Source organism: Anaerolineales bacterium (assembly GCA_016928575.1).
Lineage (GTDB): Bacteria > Chloroflexota > Anaerolineae > Anaerolineales > RBG-16-64-43 > JAFGKK01.
In genome coordinates this window covers 1-20,948 of the sequence record JAFGKK010000062.1, presented here as the reverse complement: position 1 = coordinate 20,948, position 20,948 = coordinate 1, and the positions used below count along the sequence as shown (strand labels likewise).

Sequence of the window (20,948 nt, the reverse complement as noted above, 5' to 3'; positions counted from 1 at the left end):
GTTCCCGGCATTTCCCGACACGGAACCGGACCTGACAGGTGCACACCTGTCAGGTGTGCACCTGTCAGGTCCGGTTGGCAGCCGGGGGCCGGGGATTATCGATGCGGCCTGGCCGGGCAAAGCCGTAGGATGCCCGTCGCAAGCGGACATTTTCCACGGGAATCATGCGCGAGCATGACGAGCAACAATCCCCTGAATTCCCCAATTAATCGCACCGGTTGTTCATTGGAGGCGTCCCCCTCCTCTATCCTCCCCCGTTTCGAAGTACTCCGAAACGGGGGAGGATTCTACTTGGGCCTATTTTGATGATTCAATGATCGGATTTCCGTTGCATGAAATTTTTAAGATACTATGACCTTCTTCTCGTGTTTTTCCCGCGTCGGCTATGCTATAATGCCCCTCGATACCTCCGATCGTTCATCTCAGCACTTCGGCGCGGCAACCAGCGATCATGTCCTTTGTCCACCTCCACGTGCATTCGGAATATTCCCTCCTCGATGGATTAGGGAAAATTCCGCGCCTCATCGCGCGCGCCAAGGAACTCGGCATGCCGGCGCTGGCCCTCACCGACCACGGCACGCTGTTCGGCGCGGTGGAATTTTTCCACGCGGCGAAAGCCGCCGGAATCCGGCCGCTGATCGGGGTGGAGGCCTACCTCGCGCCGCGCGGGATGAAGGACAAGGAAGGCCGCGCCGACCGCGATCCGGATCACCTCCTGCTGATCGCCGAATCCGACGCCGGATACCACAACCTGCTGCAGATCGCCACCGCCGCGCAGTTGGAGGGCTTCTACTACAAGCCGCGCATCGACCACGAATACCTGGCGGCGCACGCCGCAGGGCTGATCTGCACCAGCGGCTGTCTGGCGGGGGAGATTCCGCGGGCCCTCGCGGAGGGCCGCACGGAGGACGCCGAGCGGATGACGGGCTGGTACCGCGACGTGTTCGGCGAACGCTTCTTCCTCGAACTGCAATCCCACAACATCCCCGAACTGCAAGAGGTGAACCGCCGGCTGGTGGAAATGGCGCCGCGCTTCGGCCTCGGGCTGGTGGCGACCAACGACGTCCACTACGTTTTGCGGGAGGACGCCCCGGCCCACGACATCCTGCTGTGCATCCAGACTCAGGCGGTGGTGAGCGACGCCAAGCGGATGCGCATGTCGGGCGACACCTTCTACCTGCGCACACCGGACGAGATGCGGGCGCTCTTTCCGGAAACCCCCGCGGCGATCACCAACACCCTGGCGGTGGCGGAACGCTGTTCGGTGGATCTGGGCTTCCAGGGCTACCGCCTGCCGGTGTTCCCGCTTCCAGAAGGGATTACCTCCGAGGAATACCTGCGCAAACTGTGCACGCAGGGATTGCGCGCGCGCTTCGGGCCGCAGGCCGAATCCGACGAGATCCGCGAGCGGATCGAGAAGGAACTCAGCATCATCCACAAGATGGGGTTCGACAACTACTTCCTGATCGTGTGGGACCTGTGCCGCCAGGCGCGCGAGGAGAAGATTTGGTACAACGCCCGCGGTTCGGCGGCCGGATCGCTCACGGCTTATGCGCTGGGGATCACGCTGGTGGATCCGATCGCCCACGGACTGATCTTCGAGCGCTTCCTCAATCCGGCGCGGGTGAGCATGCCCGACATCGACCTGGATTTCCAGGACGATCTGCGCGGGCGGATGCTGGAATACGCGGCGCGGCGCTACGGCTCCGACAAGGTGGCGCAGATTATCACCTTCGGGACGATGGCGGCGCGGGCCGCGGTGCGCGATGTGGGGCGGGTGCTCGACATCCCTCTGCCGGAGGTGGACCGGCTGGCGAAGCTGATTCCCGCCGGCCAGGGCAAGGCGCTGACGCTGAGCGAGGCGCTGCAGGAAGTGCCGCCGCTGCGCGAAGCCTACGAAGGCACCGACTACATCCGCCACCTGATCGACACCGCGCTCAAGCTCGAAGGGGTGGTCCGCAACGCCGGAACCCACGCGGCGGGGGTGGTGATCTCCGACCGCCCGCTGGTGGAATACGTCCCGCTGCACCGGATGACGCGCGGCGGTCTGGAAGAAAGCGCGATGGGGGCGATCACCCAGTTCGAGATGCAGGTGCTCGACAAACTCGGCCTGCTGAAGGTGGATTTCCTCGGACTCGCCACGCTGACGGTGATGCAGCGGGCCTGCGACCTGATCCGCGAGCGGCACGGGGCGGAGCTGGACCTGAACACGATCCCGACCGACGATCCGGCGGTGTTCGAACTGCTCGGGCGGGGGGAAGTGGACGGCGTGTTCCAGGTGGAAGGCTTGGGGATGCGCCGCTACCTGATGGAGATGAAGCCGACCCGGCTGGACCACGTGATCGCGATGATCGCGCTGTTCCGGCCTGGCCCGATCGAGCACATCCCCAGCTACATCGCCCGGATGCACGGGATGCAGCCGGTGGAGTACAAACATCCGGCCCTCGAACCGATCCTGCGCGAAACCTACGGGATCCTCATCTACCAGGAACAGCTGATGCGGGCGGTGATCGAGATCGCCGGATACACGCCCAGCGAAGCCGACGACCTGCGCAAGGCCGTCTCCAAGAAGAACGCCGACTCGATCCAAAAGCACCGCGCCAAATTCATCGAAGGCGCCGGCCAGAGGATGAAGATCTCCGCCGCCCAGGCGGCCGACATCTTCGACGATTGGCAAGGGTTCGCGCGCTACGGCTTCAACAAGGCCCACGCCGCGGATTACGGCGTGATCTGCGCCCAGACGGCCTACCTCAAGGCGCACTATCCGGCGGAGTTCATGACCGCCCTGCTTTCGGTCTCGAAGAACCAGACCGAGAAGGTCGGGTTCTACATCGCCGATTGCCGCCGGATGGGAATCGACGTCCTGCCCCCCGACATCCGCCGCAGCCAGTGGGATTTCACCATTGAGCGGCGCGCCGAGGGCGGATACGCGATCCGCTACGGACTGGGTGCGGTTCGCAACGTGGGCGAGGGGGCGGTGAACGAGATCCTCGTCGAGCGCGAGCGGGGCGGGGAGTTTCAAACGGTCGATGACCTGGCCGCGCGGGTGGACCTGCGCCGGGTGGGCAAGCGCGCGCTGGAAAGCTTGGTGAAGGTGGGCGCGCTGGACTGCCTGGGAGAGCGGACGGCGATCCTCGACACGCTGGATTGCATCCTTTCAGTATCCGGCTCGCACGCCCGGGCCAAGGAATGCGGTCAGATCAGCCTGTTCGCCGCCTCACCCGGCGGCCCGACGGAGACGATCCGGCTGGCGGCGGCGAAGCCCGTTGCGCGGCGGACGATGCTGGCTTGGGAGAAGGAATTGCTCGGGCTGTACGTCAGCGACCATCCGCTCTCGGCCTACCGCGAGAACCTGGACCGGATCGTCACTCACTGGAGCGCGGATTTGGCCGAGCTGCCCAATCAGACCAAGGTCCGCGTGGCGGGGATGGTGACGCACATCCGCGCGCTGCAATCCCGCAGCGGGAAGCCGATGGCCTTCGCAACGATCGAAGACCTGCAGGGTGCGATCGAGTTGATCCTGTTTCCTTCGGTTTGGAAGAAGGCCGGGGACTTGGTGAAGGAAGACGCGGTTCTGGTGGTGGAGGGCAAGGCGGAGGGTGGCAGCGGAACGCCGCGGGTGCTGGCGGATTCGGTCACGGACGACATTCAAAAGGCCGCGGCCGCCGCGCGCCAAGCCGCCGCGCGCTATGAGATGATCGCCGAAACCGCGGCGCAAGCGGAGGAGGATTGGTATCCCCCGCCCGAGGATCCGATGGGGGATCCGACGGCGGAGTCCGCGACGGCGCCGGCGAAGGCGGCCGCGGACCCCGATCCGCCGGCGGCGCCCTGCGATGCGGCGATCCGTCCTACTGAGGAAGCCGCCATCGTTCCGGCGCCGGCCGGGGAGGCGGATGCGGCCTTCCCGATCGCCGCTATCGGGGAGAACAATCCGGAGGCGGAGGCCAATCCGGCGGGGATCCGCCCCGTGCAGACGAAATCGGGATCGGGGAGAAGCCCCGCGGCGGAGGCTGACTCCGCCTCGACAAACGTCAATCCGGCTGCGATCGATCCGGCGGCGGCGATCAAAGCCGGCACGTCGAAGTCTCCCGCGGCGGCGAAAATCGACGGGCCGCGGATGATCCTGCTCTACATCCGCGAATCGGGAGACCGGGCCCGCGACACGCGCCGGCTGAGGATCCTCTACGGCTTGCTGACTTCGTATCCGGGCGCCGACCGCTTCGCCTTCCACATTTCCGAGGCCGAGCGGACCTACCGCCTGGAGTTTCCGACCAACACCACTTCATGGACTGCGGAACTCGAGCGCCAGGTTTTGCACTTGGTCGGAGCCGGATGCGTGGAGATCAAACCGCTATGCGTTCAGTGAGAGCCTTCAAACATCTCCTGCGCGGATTTCCGGAATACTCGGCGTTCGGGATCGGGATTCTCACCGGATGCGGGATGACCGGCCTGGGTCTGGCGGCGCGGACCGGCGCCGCGCTTCCCGGCGGCGGACCGGCAGCCTGGTTCGGGCTGGAATTGTTCGGCGCCATGGGGCTCTCCGCCGCCCGGATCGGCTGGATGTTGGTGTTGGAAGGCACCTTTCTGATCGGCGCGCTGTGCGCGTTTGCGGTTCGCAGTCACTGGGGCTGGTGGTCCACCGCGGTGGCGGGGCTGATCGCGGTCATCTTTTTTCCGGGCGGAACCCTGGCGGGAATCCTTATCTTGCTGGCGCTGGCGGCGCGGCTGATCCGGGAAAAGCCCTGGCTGCGCAAAGCGGCGGCTGGGGTAAGCCCTACCCCGTGATTCTGCGGTGAGGATCTGCCGAACACCGGTCTGGCCGGAGATGCCGGCCTCTTTTCTCAATGGTGTTCCCGTCAGATCGGAACCGCGTTGTTCCCATTGCGGACCGGAAGCACAAGCAAACAGTAATGACTCCAATGGAAAAAATTTTGTATTTGCACAACATGATGCAGGGTTGAAAAAAGTCGGAAACTATCCAATTATTCCACCCTCATCCCGTCTTTCTCCCAGCCCATAGCTTAAGCTGGATGGCTTTCAACAAATGCATATCTTCATCCGCAGAGGTGGGGCTGGGAAGCTGGTCCCGGCGCAATTCCGGGAAAGGTGCCCGATCCTGTCCCGAGAGCCTGTCCCGAGGGAAAGCGAGGGGAGGGCGGATGAGGGGGAGCTTGAGCAGATATTAGGTTTATTTTTTCCCGCTTTCGCGGGATCGGCGGGCTTGGCGCAGGCCGAAAAACAACCGGACTTCGGCCGCCGGCAGCGGAGGAAAAATGGAACAGGGAAAATTCTGGTTCGCCGACCGTATTTATTTTTTGGCGTCGATTATTCTATTGGCGGGAACGATGTTGTATGGATTGCTGGTGATGGGTGTCGGGGGATATGCGGGATATTTGCATGAACAGGGACGTCCGTTGTTCGAGACCACCAGCCAGCATTTGGGGATTGTGGATTACCTTTGCGGATCGATGCTTTTGTGTTGTGGCTCGGCGCCTTTCGGAGCGGCGTTTTCCCTGTTGTTCTTGGGCGTGGGCACTTTGGCCAAAAAGGCGAGGCTGATAGAAGAAGGGAGACTGGAAATCAACAAATTTACGAATATTTGGTATCTTCCCGAAGAGAATACATGGCGAAAATTCCAACCCCTGGCATATCAGGACGTCGGCACATTGGAATTGCATAAGGATGGCGTGGATTTTTTCGGCGGGAAGGAAAAGGTGCTCCTTCGGAACATAAAAACGGTCGGTTATGGAAAACAAGGAAGGGATTTTGTACTCAACTGGGTGCAGATCGAGTATGGTGACGGTCGGAAAGCGTTTTTGGCGGACGGGAATTTTCTCGGATGGAAAGGTTTTTACGGCGGGACAAAGCTTCTGTATCACGCGATCCGGAAAAAATTCCAATAGAGCGGCGAAGTCGCCTTCGGCCCCGCGCCGGCCCGGCCGCGGCCGAAGCGGCCCGGTGGAAAAAGAAGGCCTTTGCTGCGCCGGGCGAGGCGTCGTCCGGGATTTGGCCGAAGGCCTTTCCGGCGGTCCGACGGAGCCTGAAATCCGATTCGGCGGGATCGGTCGGGCAGATCGCCCGGGGCTTCATGCGCGCCCAAGGAGGATAAATGGCGCCGGCGCTTAAACCCAAATTGATCGAATGGATCAAGAGGATCGACCGCGAAGAGCAATCCCTGTTCGTCCATCTTTCCGAATCGGAACGTTCCGTCCGCGGGGAGCCGGACCGGTGGTCGCCGAAGGACGTGCTCGCCCATTTGGCCGCCTGGAAAGAACGGATGGCGGCCAACTTGGCCGCCATGCGCCGCGGAGAGGCAAGGGTTAAGTACGACAACTATGAGGAGATCAATGCCGAGGAGTTCGCCGAGTTTCGCGACTCGCCTTGGACGGAGATACTCGCGAAGGCGGCGGAGGCGAACCGGCGGCTCCTCGAGCAAATCGAGGCGGCCGGCGAGGCGGACCTGAATGCGATGTGGGACGACAAACGGCAGACGTGGAAATCGATCGCGGGGACGGGATACGTCCATCCGGTGATTCATCTGGGTCAGGTCTATCTTGAACGGGACGCTAAGGAATATGCGACCGACCTGCAGGAGTCGGCGGCGGCGGCGCTGACGGGTTTGGGGGCGGGCAGCCGGTGGGACGGGACGGTGAAATACAACCTGGCTTGCCACTACGCGCTGATCGGGGAAAAGGGGAAGGCGGTCGGGGGGTTGAAAGAGGCGCTGGAATTAAATCCGGACCTGAGGGAATGGTCGAAGGAGGATCCCGACTTCGCATCGATCCGGGAGACTCCTGAGTATCTGGCGCTCTACAAGGAGTGACGTGAGGAAGGAAGCGCCGTCCGGTTGAGTCGCCGCCCTTCGCAAAGACCAACAAAGATCACCCGACCATCTGGCTCTTTCCCGGGAACCTCGAGCAACTGCACGGCGGCACCACCTTTGGGGATTCCACGGTCGTCCTGCAAGCCTGCATCAAGGCGCCGGCGGACGGGCTGCCGCAGGTCGTATTGACCGCTGGGCACCGGATTCTCCTGCGCCGATTGCACCCGCCGCCCCCAACTTCCGCTCGGCGCCGGACCTTCCGGATTCGGCGATGGCGGAGAAAAGCGACCGGCTCATCCACCGCGGCGGGTATGGATCCAGCCAAACCGGGCTGTACGGCCGGAAGCCGGCCCGAATCATCCCTACCTATTCCGAGCGCTTAAGCGGCGCCCGGCACATCCGGAATGCGGCGCTCCGATTTAGGCATTCGTTCAGGAGGCGAGATGACGATCCGAGGACAACTGACCAAGGATGATTTCCTGGAATTCCAACGGCTGAACCTTCGGCAATCCAAGTTTGTCGATTGCGGCAACACCCTGATCTACTTTTTTTTCTTGTCCTTGCTGGCGGTGTTGGGCTTTCTGGAAAAGGACCTGGTCGGCAAATGGATGTATTACCTGCCGTTGTTTGCGATCCTGCTGATCATCCCGTTCCTCCACCTGGTGTATTTGCCTTTGAAGTGGCGGCAATTTTACAAGCAGGATCGGGAACTGAGTCTGCCGGTGGATATCGAGCTGGGGGAAAAAGAAATCGTCACCGGCAATTCGGTCGGAAAGGCGGCCCGGGCCTGGAAGGATTTCCGCAAGTGGAAGGAAAACGATCGGCTGTTGCTATTGTACCTGGCGGAGAACAAGGCCGTCCCGTTGCCGAAGAGGTTTTTTAGCCAACAGGAATTGGCTTTTGTCTATGAACGACTGCGGTCGCACAACGTCCCCAAGGCAAAACCCTTCAGCGCATTCACGTGCGTTACCTTCGCGGTGGTCGGATTGGCCGCGCTGGCCGCCGGAATAGCAGCGGCGATGCATATTCTCTTACAGATAATCCAATAGCGGCCCGGCCCGATCCCTTCCCGTCCCTGGGCGGGCGCTGGGCGATACCCGCGGGTCCAAAAACCGATCCAAGGTCGAGCGGGGACGGTTTTGCCCCGCGGGGTGCGACTCCGCTTTCAGGACGCGCAGACCCAACTCCCGAACCAGCGCACCCTCGCCGGCCGCGTCTGAGGAACCCGCGCGGCGCCGGTAAATCGCAATCTCGACGTTCAATTGGCCGAAATGATCCGCCCGGTAGATCGGTTCGTAGTTCCGCGCTAGGGCGTCGGCGATGGCCCGGTACTCCGGCGCGTTCCGCAACAGGATCCAATCCGCATCGGTCAGGATGACCAGCTTGGATTCTCCCGCGGCGAGATACTGCAGGGCGATCTCTCCGTTTACGGCGTGGAGCGCGCGGACAAAGCCGGTATCGGCGTTGAGAAATCCGAATTGCCCCTGTTCCATCCCCGGCAGGACCTTCCGGTCCGCCTCGAGGACGACCGGCAGGCCTTCCAGGGCGAAGATCGGATCGCCGAGCGCGGAGTGCCGCGCCACGACCGCCGCGGCTTCCCGGATTTTCTCGATCGGCAGGCGGCCGCCGGATAGGTCGTAGTAGTACAGCCGGCTGCGCACCAGCCCCATCGCCGCGGCCGCCGCGACCGCCAGCTGCAGGAGAATGCGGGTGCGTTTCCCGATCGTCGGCAGCAGCTTCGCGAACACGATGCCCAGGATGGGGAAGGCGGCGAACAACAGCGGGGCGTCGTATTCCACAAGGTATCCGCCGGTGATCAGGTTCGCGGCGCCGAAGAGGAACAACCCCGCCGCGGTGAGGAACAACGGCCGGTGCGTGTGCAGGGCTCCCTCGAGCCGCCGTGCGCTGAGGATCAGCAGAATCCCTGCGAGCAGGATATAGCCCGGAAATTGCGAAACCAGGGTCGGGGCGCTGATTCGGAGGATTCGCAAAAAGCGCTCGGCGACGGTGAGATCCCCCCATTGGCCCAGGAAGTTCAGATATACATCCCATAACTCGGCGTACGGATTCGGCAGGGCGAGGAACACAAACCACAAGCCGGTCAGCAGACCGAGCGCTCCCAGGACGATTTTTCCGCGGATTCCGGATCGGAGAAAAGCGTAGAGGAGGAATGGGGCGGCGAAGAAGACGGCCGGGAGCCGGGCGAGGACCGCCAGCAAGACGGCCGCGGCGCACAGGATCAGCCGAATCCACCGGCCGAAAGAGGAAGCAAGCAGAAAGAAGGCCAGGAGGAACAGGAAGGCCGTGATCGCGTAGGTTTTGGTGATCGTCTGATGGTAGATGCCGAAGAGGAACGTTCCGCCGAGCAGGGCGGTTATCCCGGCGGCCGTCTTTCCGCCGTACCGGACCGCGATTTTGATCGAAAGCAGAAAAGCGGACAACGAGAAGGCGGCGGAGGTCACCCTTCCCAGGTAGAGGCTCGGCGCCAGAAAATGCTGTCCCAAGCCGTAGACATACGGAAGCAGGGGAGGCTGGGTGAATAGAAAATCCTGGTAGGGGCGAAGGCCTTCGTAGACGAGTTTGCCTGCATACAGATACCAGCCTTCGTCGGCGTTGAAGCGGCCCAGCAGGATAAACGCGGCGCTGTTGATCAGGAACAGGGCGATCCCCGCGGCGGTGAGCACGTCCCACGCGGAGCGCCGCGGAGGATCCGCCGAGCCGGTTCGCTTTTCGGGGATGGGTGATTCCAACGGCGATTCCTGCCCCCGGGGAGAAGTCCGGGACATCCCGCGCCGCCGGTTTCCCGGAAAATTCGAGACGCCGGTATGGGATTCGGATGCGCAGGTTTTCCCGGCCCGCGGGGCTTCCGGATTATACTCCACACACAAACTAGGTTGAGGTTTGCGTAAAGACCCTCAGCCGCAGTGGAATGCGGATTCGGGATTGACCGCCCTAGGCCGTCTTGGCCAAGCGGCGGGGCGGGTGAAAGGAACGCGGTCCTCCCTCCGCTTATCGGACAACCCCCGCACCTGCAAAAAGCAGGAACGGGCTATCGAGAAGGCGGCCTGCGGCGCCTTACGCATCCCGCGGGAGCGGGGCGACAGGAAGAGGGCTTTGGGCGGCGCGCCCTTCTGGATTTCTGATGTATACTGATATTCGGTTTTCCGCAAAGAACGGTCGGCCGCAGGGCGATTGGCCGGGCGGTTTCTGCAAAGGGGAAAGCATAAGGACGCCGCCATGTCGTATAAGCTATCCGTTTCCGCAGATGGGAAATACATCATCGCCAAGCATTGGGGGGACCTTACCGGCGACGTGTTGATAAATCGGATTCAAGAAGCCCATCGGCTTGGCGAAAAATTGGGCATCACCAAGCATCTGATGGACGTGACCGAGGCGAGAAACGTCGATCCGGCATCGAAAACATACCGGTTTGCGAACCAGGACATCCGCAACGCTCCCGGCATCAGCTTGAAGGTGACCGTGGCCGTGCTCGTCGACCCGGAGGATCACACCCACGATTTTTCGGAGACGGCGACGCGGAACGCCGGCCAGAACGTGACGATCTTCACCGACCGGGAAGCGGCGATCCGATACCTCACCGAAAAAAGTTGAAGGGCCAACCGCCCGTGCGCGGACATTCGGTCGGCGGCGGACGGCGCCCGATCCCGCGTTGCACGCCCGGGCCGCAAACCAACGCGGAAACGCCGCGCGCGGGGAGGGTTGCCCCGCCCATTCATCCCCGTGTTCCCCGCAGTGCAGAAACCGCGGGCGGCGCCGGGCGTTTCCCGACCGTTTGCGCAGATTACGCACCTCCGCCCGCGGATGACGGATGACGCCGAAGATGCCCGCCTCTCTGGCAAAAGCCGCAAACTATGCTCCGCTGATCCTTCTATGCGCGGTCTTCTCCCCGCTGATGCTGTATCTGGGCTTCGCATCGGCGTACGACGATCTGCGCCTGCGCTCGCAGGGCGTCCTGGTCCGGGCGGCGGTCACGGATTCCCACGCCGAGGCGGAGGACGGTCCGGAGGGATACAGCATCAAATACGCGTTCCGCCTGGAGGGTGATCCGACGCGGTATTCCCACGCGGACCGGACCGGACGGCGCGATCTTTGGTGTCCGGTGGGCAAAGCGCAGTGGCCGATGATATTAGAAATCGGCCGGGTGGACGTCCTGTACCTGCCGGACGATCCCTGGGTCAACCGGCCGCTGTACGGCGGGGTGGAGGTTTTTAATTCATATGCGGCGGTGTGCATGGGAATCTGCCCGTGGCTGTTGGTCATCCTCGGCCTGTGGGTGAAAAGGGGATCGAAAAACGGCGGCCTTCGACGGCGGCTTTCCGCAACCCCGTCTTTCCCGGTGCGTATTCACTTCCAGCGGAAGGAAGATCCGCCAACCATTCCGGAGGGCCGCGATGGATCGAATAACCCAGCGGATTTCTGTCGACCCAGGAGGCGACGCGCATGATGGCCGCAGCGGATAAAAATTTTTTACGCAAAGCGACCCCCGCCGAGCGTTTTTTCCGGTGGTCGCCCTATTCCATCGTCAGCATGGCGGTCCGGATCCGGGGCGAGGTCGCCGAAAGCATGCTGGGGAATGCGGTCCGCCGACTTCAAGCCCGGCATCCCATCCTCAGGGCGCGGGTTCAGGAGGATTCGGACCATATTCCTTGGTTCATATCCGAGGGCGCCGGGGAGATCCCGGTGGAGTTTTTTCTGCGGAAAACCGATGGCGATTGGATGACCGTGCACCGGGCGGCCTGCGGAATTCCCTTCGAATTCGGCGCGCGGCCGTTGATCCGCTTCCTGCTGGTCCGTTCCCCGGGAATCTCCGAAGTGATCATCCTCTGCCACCACATGATCTGCGACGGCATTTCGCTGGCCTACCTGGCCCGGGACCTGATGCTTCACCTGGGCGATCCGGAACGCCCGCCGGATCCGCTGCCGGATCCGGTGCCCGTCGGGCCGGAGAACCTGCCGCAGGGTCTCTCCCTTAATCCGATCGTCCGGTTTTTCATCCGCCGCTTCAACAAGCGGTGGGAGTCGGAACGGGTGCTGTTCGACCAGGAAGACTACGCCGAGATCCATCGGGCGTATTGGGAGTGGATCAACCCGCGGATGCTCACGGTCGAGCTTTCCGAGGACCGGACGGCGGCGCTGGCCGGGCGTTGCCGGACCGAAGGCGTGACGGTCACCTCCGCCCTCAGCGCGGCGTTTGCCGGCGCCCAAATCCGGATCCGGGGCGTCAGGCCCTTTCAGGACAACATCCACGTCGCGGCCAGCGTGCGCGGCCGCCTGCGCAAGCCGGTCGGCGAAGGGATGGGTTTTTACGCGGGGATGGTCGCCCCGAAGTTCCGCTACAACGTTAAGGCCGGCTTTTGGGACAACGCGCGCAAGTTCCACCGCGCGTTCCGGCCGCTGCTGACCGACAAGAACCTCTGCGAAAATTTTCTGACCTGGGATGCCCTCGATCCGGGCATCTTGGAAGCCTTGCATTTTAAGAAGCTCGGCGCTTTGGTCCCGCCCTCCCGGCCCCGGCACCCAAAGCTGTCGGCCTTCAGCCGGCGCGGGGATATCGTCGCGTCGATCCAGCGCCGGGAGAAGATGGAGGCGCTGGACCGGCTCATCCTGGGAACGGCGGTGACCAACCTTTCGCGGATGGAATTTCCGCGGCGATACGGGGGATTGGAACTTGACCGGTTGATCCTGCATCCCGGCGGCGCATTCCCCATATCCAACGTCAACCTGGTGGTGGGCGCGGTGACCTGCTCCGGAAAGCTCAGCCTGGCGCTGGAATACGCGGAACAGAGGGTGGATACGGCCAGCGTGGAAAAAATCCGGGATGCGGCGCTGGAATGGCTGACGGAAGGATAGCAAAAACCGACGCATCGCGATTCCCGGCGCCCACCGGCCGCGGTCTCCGCGACCGGAGCGCCGGGATTCTCACCGGCGCGCAGGATCATCCGATCGAGGTTGATCCGTCTCGACATGAGGTCTCCGCCGCCGATCTCCCGGTCGGCGCCGACTCCGGCGCCTTTTCTCCGTCGTCCGGCGTTATCCCGCTTTCGCGGGATGATGAATGCCCCGCAAGGCGGAGGGCTTACCGCGCGGTAGTTCAATTTGGCCGGCTGTAGTGCATTTCAACGACGCCAAGCGGCATATTGCGTTGTTCCTTCGTGGTTTTAGCTTGCCCTTGCGAAGCGGGACGGCTTCTTTGCATGCGTCCCGATTGCGCGATGATCGGCGGGAATTCGGGGGCGCTTAAGGATTGGCCCCCCTTTTCATCCCCCGTAATCCTCCCATGCCGTATAATGGGGAAAATCACCCCGACGGAAAAAGGAGGAAACCATGTCTTTTAAAACGCCCCGCCCGAAGCCAGCCGGACCGCTTCCCGCCACTTTGACGGCGGTCCTGCTGCTGGCCGCCCTGGCGGCTTGTGCTCCGGCGGCCGCGACGGCGACCGCCACGGCGACGGCCAAGCCGAAGCCGACGGCCGTTCCCGCGACCGACACTCCGGCGCCGACGTCCACCCCGACGGCCACGTCGACGCCGCTCCCGATCGAATCGTATCCGTCGCTGTATCAAACCCTCGCCGATTATTTTCCGGTCGGCGCGGCGCTCGAGCCCGCGCAGCTCGACGGCGAACGGCATGTCGCCCTGCTGACCCACCACTTCAACAGCCTGACCGCCGAAAACGTCATGAAGCCCGAGTCGATCGGGCCGAGCGAGGGGACCTTCAACTGGACCGGGGCGGACCGGCTGACGGAGTTCGCCAAGGCCAACGGCATGGCCGTGCACGGCCACACGCTGGTCTGGCACCAGCAGACCGGGGAGTGGATGTTCAACGACAGCGAAGGCAAGCCGCTGTACGCGACCCCGGAAAACAAGCAACTGGTGCTCCGGCGCCTCGAGGAGTACATCCGCGCGGTGGTCGGCCGCTACAAGGATTCCGTCAACGTCTGGGACGTGGTCAACGAGGTGATCGACGCGAGCCAGCCGGACTGCATGCGCCAAAGCAAGTGGTATCTGCTCACCGGCACGGACTACATCGCGACGGCGTTCCGCGTCGCCAACCAAGTGGATCCGGACGCCGTGATGCTGATCAACGACTACGGCACGACCGACCCGGCCAAGCAGAAGTGCCTCTATAAGGTGGTCAGCGACCTGCGGGCCAAAGGCGTCCCGGTCGAGGGCGTCGGCCACCAGATGCACGTCAACATCGAGAACCCGACGGCCACCGCCATCGAGCAGACGATCGAGATGTTCGCCCAACTGGGTTTGGAACAACACGTCACCGAGTTGGACATGAGCATCTACACCAACGACAGCGACCGGTACTCGGAAGTGCCGGCCGAGATCCTGGTGACGCAAGGGTACCGCTACCAAGAGATCTTTGACGTCTTTCGGCGCCAGGCCGAGAACATCCAATCGGTGACCTTCTGGGGCATGGCCGACGACCACACCTGGCTGAAGACGTTTCCCGTCACCCGGATTAACCTGCCCCTGCCCTTCGACGAAAACCTGCAGCCCAAACCCGCCTATTGGGGGATTGTGGATCCGTCGCAGCTGCCGGTGCGGACCAAGCATCTGGATTCCTCGCAGGGGACGCCGGCGATCGACGGCGAGCCCGAATCCCTCTGGGATATGCGCTCCTGGACCCGGATCGGCGAGGAGGGCGCCCTCTCCGCTTCCTTCCAAACCCTATGGGACAAGCAACGCCTCTACGTGTTCGCGGACGTCAAGGATTCCACTCCGGACGGGGCGGACGCGGTTGAGATCTACATCGACCAGAACAACGGCAAGACCGAGGCCTACGAGGGCGACGAGATCCACGCCGTCTGCCGCGCGGAGGGATGCACGGGCGCCGACGGCGCCGAGTTCATCTGGACGGCGGCCGAGGACGGGTACCGGCTGGAGGCGGCGTTCCCGCTGGACCAGGAATCCACCCTCAAGCGGGAAATCGGCTTCGACCTGCGCGTCACCGACGGCGCCCAGCCGGATTCCCCGCTGTCGTGGAACGACACGACCCACGGCCAGGATTCCGGCACGGCCAACTACGGGACCCTGGCCTTCGTGAAATCCGTCGCGGTGGCGGTCGCGGTGCCGGGCACGCCCGTGATCGACGGCGTCGAGGATGCGGTGTGGGCCGCGGCCAACGAGATCTCCACCGACGTTTGGGCGCTGGGCTCGAGCGGCGCGACGGCCAAGGTCCGCACGCTGTGGGACGGCGAATACCTCTATGTCTACGCGGTGGTGACCGACAAACTGCTGAGCAAGGCCTCCGGCAACTCGTGGGAGCAGGATTCGATCGAAGTGTTCCTGGATCAGAACAACGCCAAGACCCCCACCTACGAGGCCGACGATGCCCAGTACCGGATCAACTTCGAAAACTACCAGACCTTCAACGGCGACGCGAAGCCCGAATTGATCAAAAGCGCCGCGCGGGTCGTCTCCGGCGGCTACGTCGTCGAGTTGTCGATAAAATTCGATTACGTCGTTCCGGCGGAGGGCGGGCGGATCGGCTTCGACTTCCAGGTTAACAACGACGAGGACGGCGACGGCGTGCGGGACAGCATCGCCAAATGGTTCGATCCGACCAACGAGACTTACCAAAACACCTCCGGGATGGGCGTGCTCGAGTTCGGCAAGCCGAAATGACCGGCCGCCCGGCCGCACGGTTGTTCCCTTCGATCTGATACGGTGCATTGCGGAGAGAGGGACATGGATGCTCTCCATGTCCCTCTTTTCATTTCCGCCGCGGCTCTTCGGAGGACCGGCGGCGGCCGTCCGGAGAATGCGGATACAATACCGGAAGCAAACTCCTGCGGAAGGGACGGCCGGGGCAAGGGCGGCCGCCGGGAGGCTCGAGCATGCCTGCTCGAAGAAAATCGAAGCCGCGGATCCTCTCCGGGCGGACGGAGCTCCGCCGGTGGCCGGCGGGCTTTTCCCCGCGCGAAGTCGGCGAGCGGATCGCCGGGAACTACGCCGAGCGCCCGTTCGAATGGCATGACGGTTTCCTATACTACCCTGATGTCTGCGCCGGCTATGGGGCGCTGACCTTCGCAGCCCTCTCGGGCGACACCGGCCTACGGGACAGGCTGATCCGCAAGTTCGACATCCCGTTGATCGCCGAAGTCTCCCAAAGGATATCGCCCGAAGCCCACGTGGATTACCGCGTCGCCGGCGCGGTCCCGCTGGAGATCCATCTGCAGACGGGGGAATGGAAATACCTCGACCTGGGCATGGACATCGCGGAGAGGCAATGGGAATCCGCCGGCCCGGATGGCATCACCGCCGAAGCCCGCTACTGGATCGATGACATGTACATGATTACGATCCTGCAAGTGCAGGCGTACCGCGCCGCCGGAGATCCGCGCTGCCTCGACCGAACCGCGCTGGCGATGTCCGCCTACCTCGACCGGCTTCAGCAATCGAACGGCCTCTTTTTCCACGCGCCCGATGCGCGGTTTTTTTGGGGACGTGGCAACGGCTGGATGGCCGCCGGCATGGCGGAATTGCTGCGCGCGCTGGCGCCCGATCATCCGCGGCGCGCACGGATTCTCGCCGGCTACACGCGGATGATGTCTGCATTGCTGGATTGTCAGGGCGGCGACGGTTTATGGCGCCAGCTGCTCGATGACCCCGGGGCCTGGCCGGAAACCTCGGCCTCGGGCATGTTCGCGTTCGCGATGGTCTGCGGGGTGAAGCAGCGCTGGCTGGAGCAAGCGGCCTACGCGCGGGCGGCGCGCAAAGCTTGGCTCGGGCTGGCGCAATACGTCGACGGGGGCGGGAACGTGCGCGAGGTGTGTACCGGAACCCCGACGGGAGATTCGGCCGGGTATTACCTTGCTCGACCGCGCGTCGTCGGCGATCTGCACGGCCAGGCGCCGCTGCTCTGGACCGCCTCGGCGCTGTTGCGCTGATCCCGCCGGCAGCGGGCAGGACGATCATCGCCCATGGATGCCGGCTACGAGCACCCCGCTTCGTGACCGCGTAGGTTCCAGTCACCGAACCCGCGCACTCCGCGGGGCAGGCGCGGGCATGACGAACATTGTTAACTTCGATAACTTCCACAGCTTCCGGGGCGGCGCGAAGGAGGAATTCATCCGAAGCGCGGTCTGGATCGCCCCCGGCGGACGCATGGTGAAGGCGAGGATCGAGTTGTTCGCCATCCGGCCGGAGGAAGGCCCGCGGATCGGCCTCGAATTCCATGTTAACCACGACGAAGACGGCGACGGCCGGCGCGACAGCGTCGCCATCTGGCACGATCCGAGCAGCCATCCGTTCTAGCACTCGTCCGGATTGGGCATGCTCGAGTTCGGCCCGCCGGCCTGATCCGGCGCGCGGCTGTCCCATCCTACCTCCCCCTGCAGTTCCATCATCCTTTCCCGACGCATCCATCGCCCCCTCCTCCCCTCCCATATCACGGGAGGGGAGGAGGGGGAAGGGGGGAGGAGGGATGGGATGGAAATATGGACGCGCACCTCTCTAAAGTACAGCTTCACCAATGCCGCCGCCCCTCGAGGCGGTACATATCGCAGAAGCCAATGGAAAAAGTGGCGACGGATCCTTTGCAAATGAACCCTCTTCACCTGGAATAACGGTATCCCCGCCCCGTCACCGTTTGAATCTTCGCCGGGTGCGATGGATCCGCCTCGACCTTTTCGCGCAGGCGGCGCACCAGTTGGGCCAGGCTGTCGTCGCGCACGCCGCGCTCGAAGACCCGGTCCTCCGGCCACACGGCGCGGATCAGATCGTCCTTGGAGCAGATCTCCCCGGCGTGCTTCTGCAGGTATGCGAGCAGCAGGGCTTCCTTGGCGGTCAACCGGTCCGCGGAGAGGGCGGCGGGACGGCCGGCGGCGAGGAGCGGCAACCCCTCCAATCCGGCGGTCCGGATTTCCTCGTCGCTCGGGTTGTCGGCCCAGAATTCCTCCAGCCGCTTGCGGACGGCGGAATGGGCGCCGAGCTCCGCAACGTCCGACTTTGCGCCCGCGGCGCAGGCATCGCAGGCGGCCCGCAGCAAAGCGGGGTAGCCGCGCGTGGCGGCGATGAGCTTCTCGACCGCGCCCGCCTCGAAGGAGATTCCGCGGCGCTCGGCGAAGCGGGCCGCCGTCCAATGCGCGTCCGCGGCCGAGAGCGGCCCGAGCCGGATTGTGCGGGCGTAGCACAACTCGGATAGTTCGGTGTGCTCCGGCAGGGCGTGACGCGTCGCCAGGACGTACGTCAGCCGGTATTTCCACGAATCGCGCAGGGCGCGCAGGTTTCCGTTCAGCGCCGGGTCCGCGGCCAGAGCGGGCGCGCGGCCGAACGGCATGCTGAGATCGAGAGCCAGGCAGAGGGAACCGGCGGAGGGATCCAGACGTCTATGCAACAGGGCTTCCAGCGCGGGAAGCCCGTCCGCGCATCCGGCGTCCTCCCCGTCCGCCGCGGATTCGCAGATCAGGCGGATCAGCGCCGGGGCGGTGAGGGCGGACAGCCGGTTGCCGTCGACCAACAGAATGGGAAGGCCAGGAGTGGAATGCGAGCGGGCCAGGTGGACGAGCAGGTTGCTCTTTCCGGCGCCGCTGAGCCCGATCAACGAGACGCATTCCCCGGCGCGGACCGCCGCGAGGATCTGCGCGATCTCGCGCGAGCGGTAGTCGGGCGGATACTCGTCGCGAACGGACATTGGAAAAATCCTGCTCCGGTTGTGAGGACGCTCGGATCGGCGATTGCGGGCGTTGCCGCGCCGAATTATACTATTCGCATGCCGATGCGGCCGAGGATCCTGCTTGCGGTTTTGGGAATCGCCGTCGTTTGCGTCTCCTGCGCGGCGATCCTTTACGCGTTTTGGCCGCTCTCGTCCGTCCGCGAGCAGATCGTGATCTTCTCAAATCTGTTTGGCTTGCCATGAACTCCCACCGCCGCTCGGGCTGGAACCGTCGTCTGCGCGGAGCCGCCGTGATCCTGGCCGGCGCAGGAATGATCATCTTCGCCGCGGGCTGCGGCGGCGCCATGGGCCCCATTAAGGCCGTTGTCGCGACGCCGAAACCCGGGGCGGCGCAGGCGCCCACGGCGAAGGTGGCGAAAAGCCCGCCCCCGACGACCTTTCCCTCCGCCACTTCCATGTTCTACCCCACCCCCCGCGCGACGGCGTTTACCACGCAGGAAAAACCAACGTCCGCTTCCGGAGTGTTGGAGGTGCGCGAGGAAAGGATGCTCGAGGTGGAGTGGCCGCCGCAAATGCGGCTGGGCGAATCCGACGCCCTGCGGCTTTCGCTGATTCCCTTGCGGGAAGGATACCTGGTCACAGCCGAGTTCGAGGAGCACACCGTCCGCAACAATGCGGTGACGGTGGCGCGGTTGGAAGGTTATTCCCTGTGGGCCTCGGCGCGGGTCGACGCCGCGGGCTTCCTACTTTCGCCCGAGGGCGAACAGGTGCGCGCGCTTCCCGAGGGGGAACCTGTCACCTGGCGTTGGACCCTCACACCCCGCAGCGCCGGCCGCCAACGGATATCGCTCGTCCTGCTCCTGCGCTGGGTCCCGATCGAATCGCAGACGGGTCCTATCCGCGAACGCGAGCTGTATTCGCGCTCGCTGACGGTGAACGTCCTCTCTTTCCTGGGGCTGACCGCGCGCCAGGCGGCCGGCGCCGGATTCGCCGGGCTCGGGATCGGCGGCGCGTTCAGCATCCCGCTGACGGCGTACATCCTGCGGCCGAAGGGCAAACGCCTGCGCTCCGCCGCCCCCAACCGGCGGCTGATCATCGAACTGCCCGCGGGCCTCGCGCTGGCCCCCGCGGAGCAGAACCTGCTGCGGATCCTCTTCCGGGCCTACGCCCGGATCACGCTCGAGGCCGAATTCCGCTCCGGGTATTCCGGCGCGCGGACCTTCCTCGTTCTGCCGGTGCGGGCCGACAGCCGCAGCGACGCTTACACCATCGCCAAGCTCGGCGATTCGGAAGCCGTACGTCGCGAGTACGAGAACTACGAAGCCTTCGTCAAGGATACGCTCCCGCCGATCACCGCCCGGATCCAGGAAGTTCCCGTCACTGATTCGACGCGCGCCCGGCCGGGCCGCCCCGCATCGGCGGCCTTGCGCTACACCTTCATCGGCGAGCCGGGGAAGAAGCCGGTCAGCCTGCGGTCGGCCCTGCTGGAAAACCCCGATCCGGCGTACCTCGAGCGGCTTTTCGACACCTTCGGCCCGGGCTGGTGGATGCAGCGCAAGCCATATGCCTTCCGCGCTTTGCAGGAATATGACCGGGCCCTGCCGGCGCATTTCGTCCTCGAACCGGCGCCGGGCAGGGCGGAGGCGGTCTTCGACGGCCGCGCCGCGCCGGCCGATTCGGCGGGCGCGATCGGCCGGACCGTGCGCTTGAAAAATTTCCGTTGTGCGGAAATCCGCCCGGGCGGGAAATCCCTCTCCCTGCGCGGCGAGCCGCCGCCGGGCCAGCCGGCCCTGCGGGTGCGGTGGCGGAGCGCCGACTACGCGGATGGCGCTGTCGGACGGATCGTCGCCACGCGGAAAACCCTGCTCGAGGAGTTGACGGCGGGCTTGGATCTGTGCGGGTTGCCCGATCCGTTCGCGGCGCTCGAGAACCGTTTGGCGGAACGAATCCGGGGCACCCAATCCATCCTGCACGGCGACCTTAACCTCGAAAACATCCTCGCCGGTCCGGGCGGGACGGTCTGGCTGATCGATTTCGCACAGACGCGGGAGGGCCACACGCTCGCCGATTTCGCTCACCTGCAGGCCGAGATCGCCGCCCATGTCGTGGCTCCCGCCCTGGGGGATCCGTGCGCGTTGGCCGGGCTCCTGCAGGGGAAAAAGCCCATCCCGCCGGTTTTCCGGCTGATGGAAGCGATGGAATCCGTCGCCGGGCGGTGCCTGTTCAATCCGGCGCAGCCGCGTGAATACCGGCTGGCGCTGTTCCTTTCGGCGCTCGGCGAGTTGAAACACACCAACCTCGATCCGACTCAGCGCAATTTCCTCCTGGTGTACGCGGCCCATCTGCAGACGCAGCTAGCGTGAAGACCGCGGGGCTGTCGATAAAGTAATTAATGGTATTTGTGGAAAATTCCCAGCCGGAGATAGTCCGTCATTCCCGCGCCGGCCCTCGGCGCGTTCTTCGCCGGGGGTGGGTTTA

The 20,948-nt window shown here is 64.1% G+C and carries 15 protein-coding genes; 13 read left to right on the top strand and 2 right to left on the bottom strand.

Annotation, left to right across the window (positions count from 1 at the left end; all coding sequences use genetic code 11):
* The first annotated feature begins 451 nt into the window (after positions 1-451).
* From JW929_08205 to JW929_08185, 5 genes are all read left to right on the top strand, one after another.
* A complete protein-coding gene (locus JW929_08205; protein MBN1439375.1) occupies positions 452-4,366 on the top strand; it encodes a DNA polymerase III subunit alpha in 3,915 nt (1,304 codons plus the stop codon).
* Positions 4,354-4,785, top strand: a complete 432-nt coding sequence (locus JW929_08200) for a hypothetical protein (GenBank protein ID MBN1439374.1) — start codon at positions 4,354-4,356, stop codon at positions 4,783-4,785. The genes JW929_08205 and JW929_08200 overlap by 13 nt, the downstream gene beginning before the upstream one ends.
* A gap of 488 nt (positions 4,786-5,273) precedes the next feature.
* Positions 5,274-5,903 (top strand): hypothetical protein, encoded by a 630-nt coding sequence (locus JW929_08195; protein MBN1439373.1) that lies wholly within the window; start codon positions 5,274-5,276, stop codon positions 5,901-5,903.
* 206 nt (positions 5,904-6,109) lie between these two features.
* Positions 6,110-6,823, top strand: coding sequence for a ClbS/DfsB family four-helix bundle protein (locus JW929_08190; GenBank protein ID MBN1439372.1), 714 nt, complete (start codon positions 6,110-6,112; stop codon positions 6,821-6,823).
* A gap of 443 nt (positions 6,824-7,266) precedes the next feature.
* The gene (locus JW929_08185) at positions 7,267-7,872 is read left to right on the top strand and encodes a YcxB family protein (GenBank protein ID MBN1439371.1); all 606 of its coding nucleotides are present in this window, start codon (positions 7,267-7,269) and stop codon (positions 7,870-7,872) included.
* Here JW929_08185 and JW929_08180 read toward each other — a convergent pair.
* Positions 7,855-9,573: a hypothetical protein gene (locus tag JW929_08180; GenBank protein ID MBN1439370.1), complete on the bottom strand. Its 1,719-nt coding sequence runs from the start codon at positions 9,571-9,573 to the stop codon at positions 7,855-7,857. The genes JW929_08185 and JW929_08180 overlap by 18 nt on opposite strands.
* 487 nt (positions 9,574-10,060) lie before the next feature.
* On the opposite strand from JW929_08180, the gene JW929_08175 reads away from it, so the two are divergent.
* The 6 genes from JW929_08175 to JW929_08150 all read left to right on the top strand — a co-directional run bounded on the left by JW929_08175 (position 10,061) and on the right by JW929_08150 (position 17,110).
* On the top strand, positions 10,061-10,435 hold the full coding sequence (locus JW929_08175) for a hypothetical protein (GenBank protein MBN1439369.1): 375 nt from the start codon (positions 10,061-10,063) through the stop codon (positions 10,433-10,435).
* Positions 10,436-10,652: 217 nt separating this feature from the next.
* Complete coding sequence (locus JW929_08170) at positions 10,653-11,288, top strand: hypothetical protein (GenBank protein ID MBN1439368.1); 636 nt, start codon at positions 10,653-10,655, stop codon at positions 11,286-11,288.
* Positions 11,285-12,694, top strand: a complete 1,410-nt coding sequence (locus tag JW929_08165; GenBank protein ID MBN1439367.1) for a hypothetical protein — start codon at positions 11,285-11,287, stop codon at positions 12,692-12,694. Before JW929_08170 ends, JW929_08165 begins: the two co-directional genes overlap by 4 nt.
* A 474-nt stretch (positions 12,695-13,168) precedes the next feature.
* The gene (locus tag JW929_08160; GenBank protein ID MBN1439366.1) at positions 13,169-15,478 is read left to right on the top strand and encodes an endo-1,4-beta-xylanase; all 2,310 of its coding nucleotides are present in this window, start codon (positions 13,169-13,171) and stop codon (positions 15,476-15,478) included.
* A 212-nt stretch (positions 15,479-15,690) separates the two neighbouring features.
* Positions 15,691-16,743 (top strand): glycoside hydrolase family 88 protein, encoded by a 1,053-nt coding sequence (locus tag JW929_08155; protein ID MBN1439365.1) that lies wholly within the window; start codon positions 15,691-15,693, stop codon positions 16,741-16,743.
* A 118-nt stretch (positions 16,744-16,861) separates the two neighbouring features.
* Positions 16,862-17,110, top strand: coding sequence for a hypothetical protein (locus tag JW929_08150; GenBank protein ID MBN1439364.1), 249 nt, complete (start codon positions 16,862-16,864; stop codon positions 17,108-17,110).
* 298 nt (positions 17,111-17,408) lie between these two features.
* On the opposite strand, the gene JW929_08145 is transcribed toward JW929_08150, so the two are convergent.
* Positions 17,409-18,488, bottom strand: coding sequence for a winged helix-turn-helix domain-containing protein (locus JW929_08145; GenBank protein ID MBN1439363.1), 1,080 nt, complete (start codon positions 18,486-18,488; stop codon positions 17,409-17,411).
* A 78-nt stretch (positions 18,489-18,566) separates the two neighbouring features.
* Between JW929_08145 and JW929_08140 the strand changes: the two genes are divergently transcribed.
* Both JW929_08140 and JW929_08135 read left to right on the top strand, forming a co-directional pair.
* Positions 18,567-18,713, top strand: coding sequence for a hypothetical protein (locus tag JW929_08140; protein MBN1439362.1), 147 nt, complete (start codon positions 18,567-18,569; stop codon positions 18,711-18,713).
* Positions 18,710-20,833, top strand: a complete 2,124-nt coding sequence (locus JW929_08135) for a phosphotransferase (GenBank protein MBN1439361.1) — start codon at positions 18,710-18,712, stop codon at positions 20,831-20,833. The genes JW929_08140 and JW929_08135 overlap by 4 nt, the downstream gene beginning before the upstream one ends.
* Positions 20,834-20,948 lie beyond the last annotated feature (115 nt).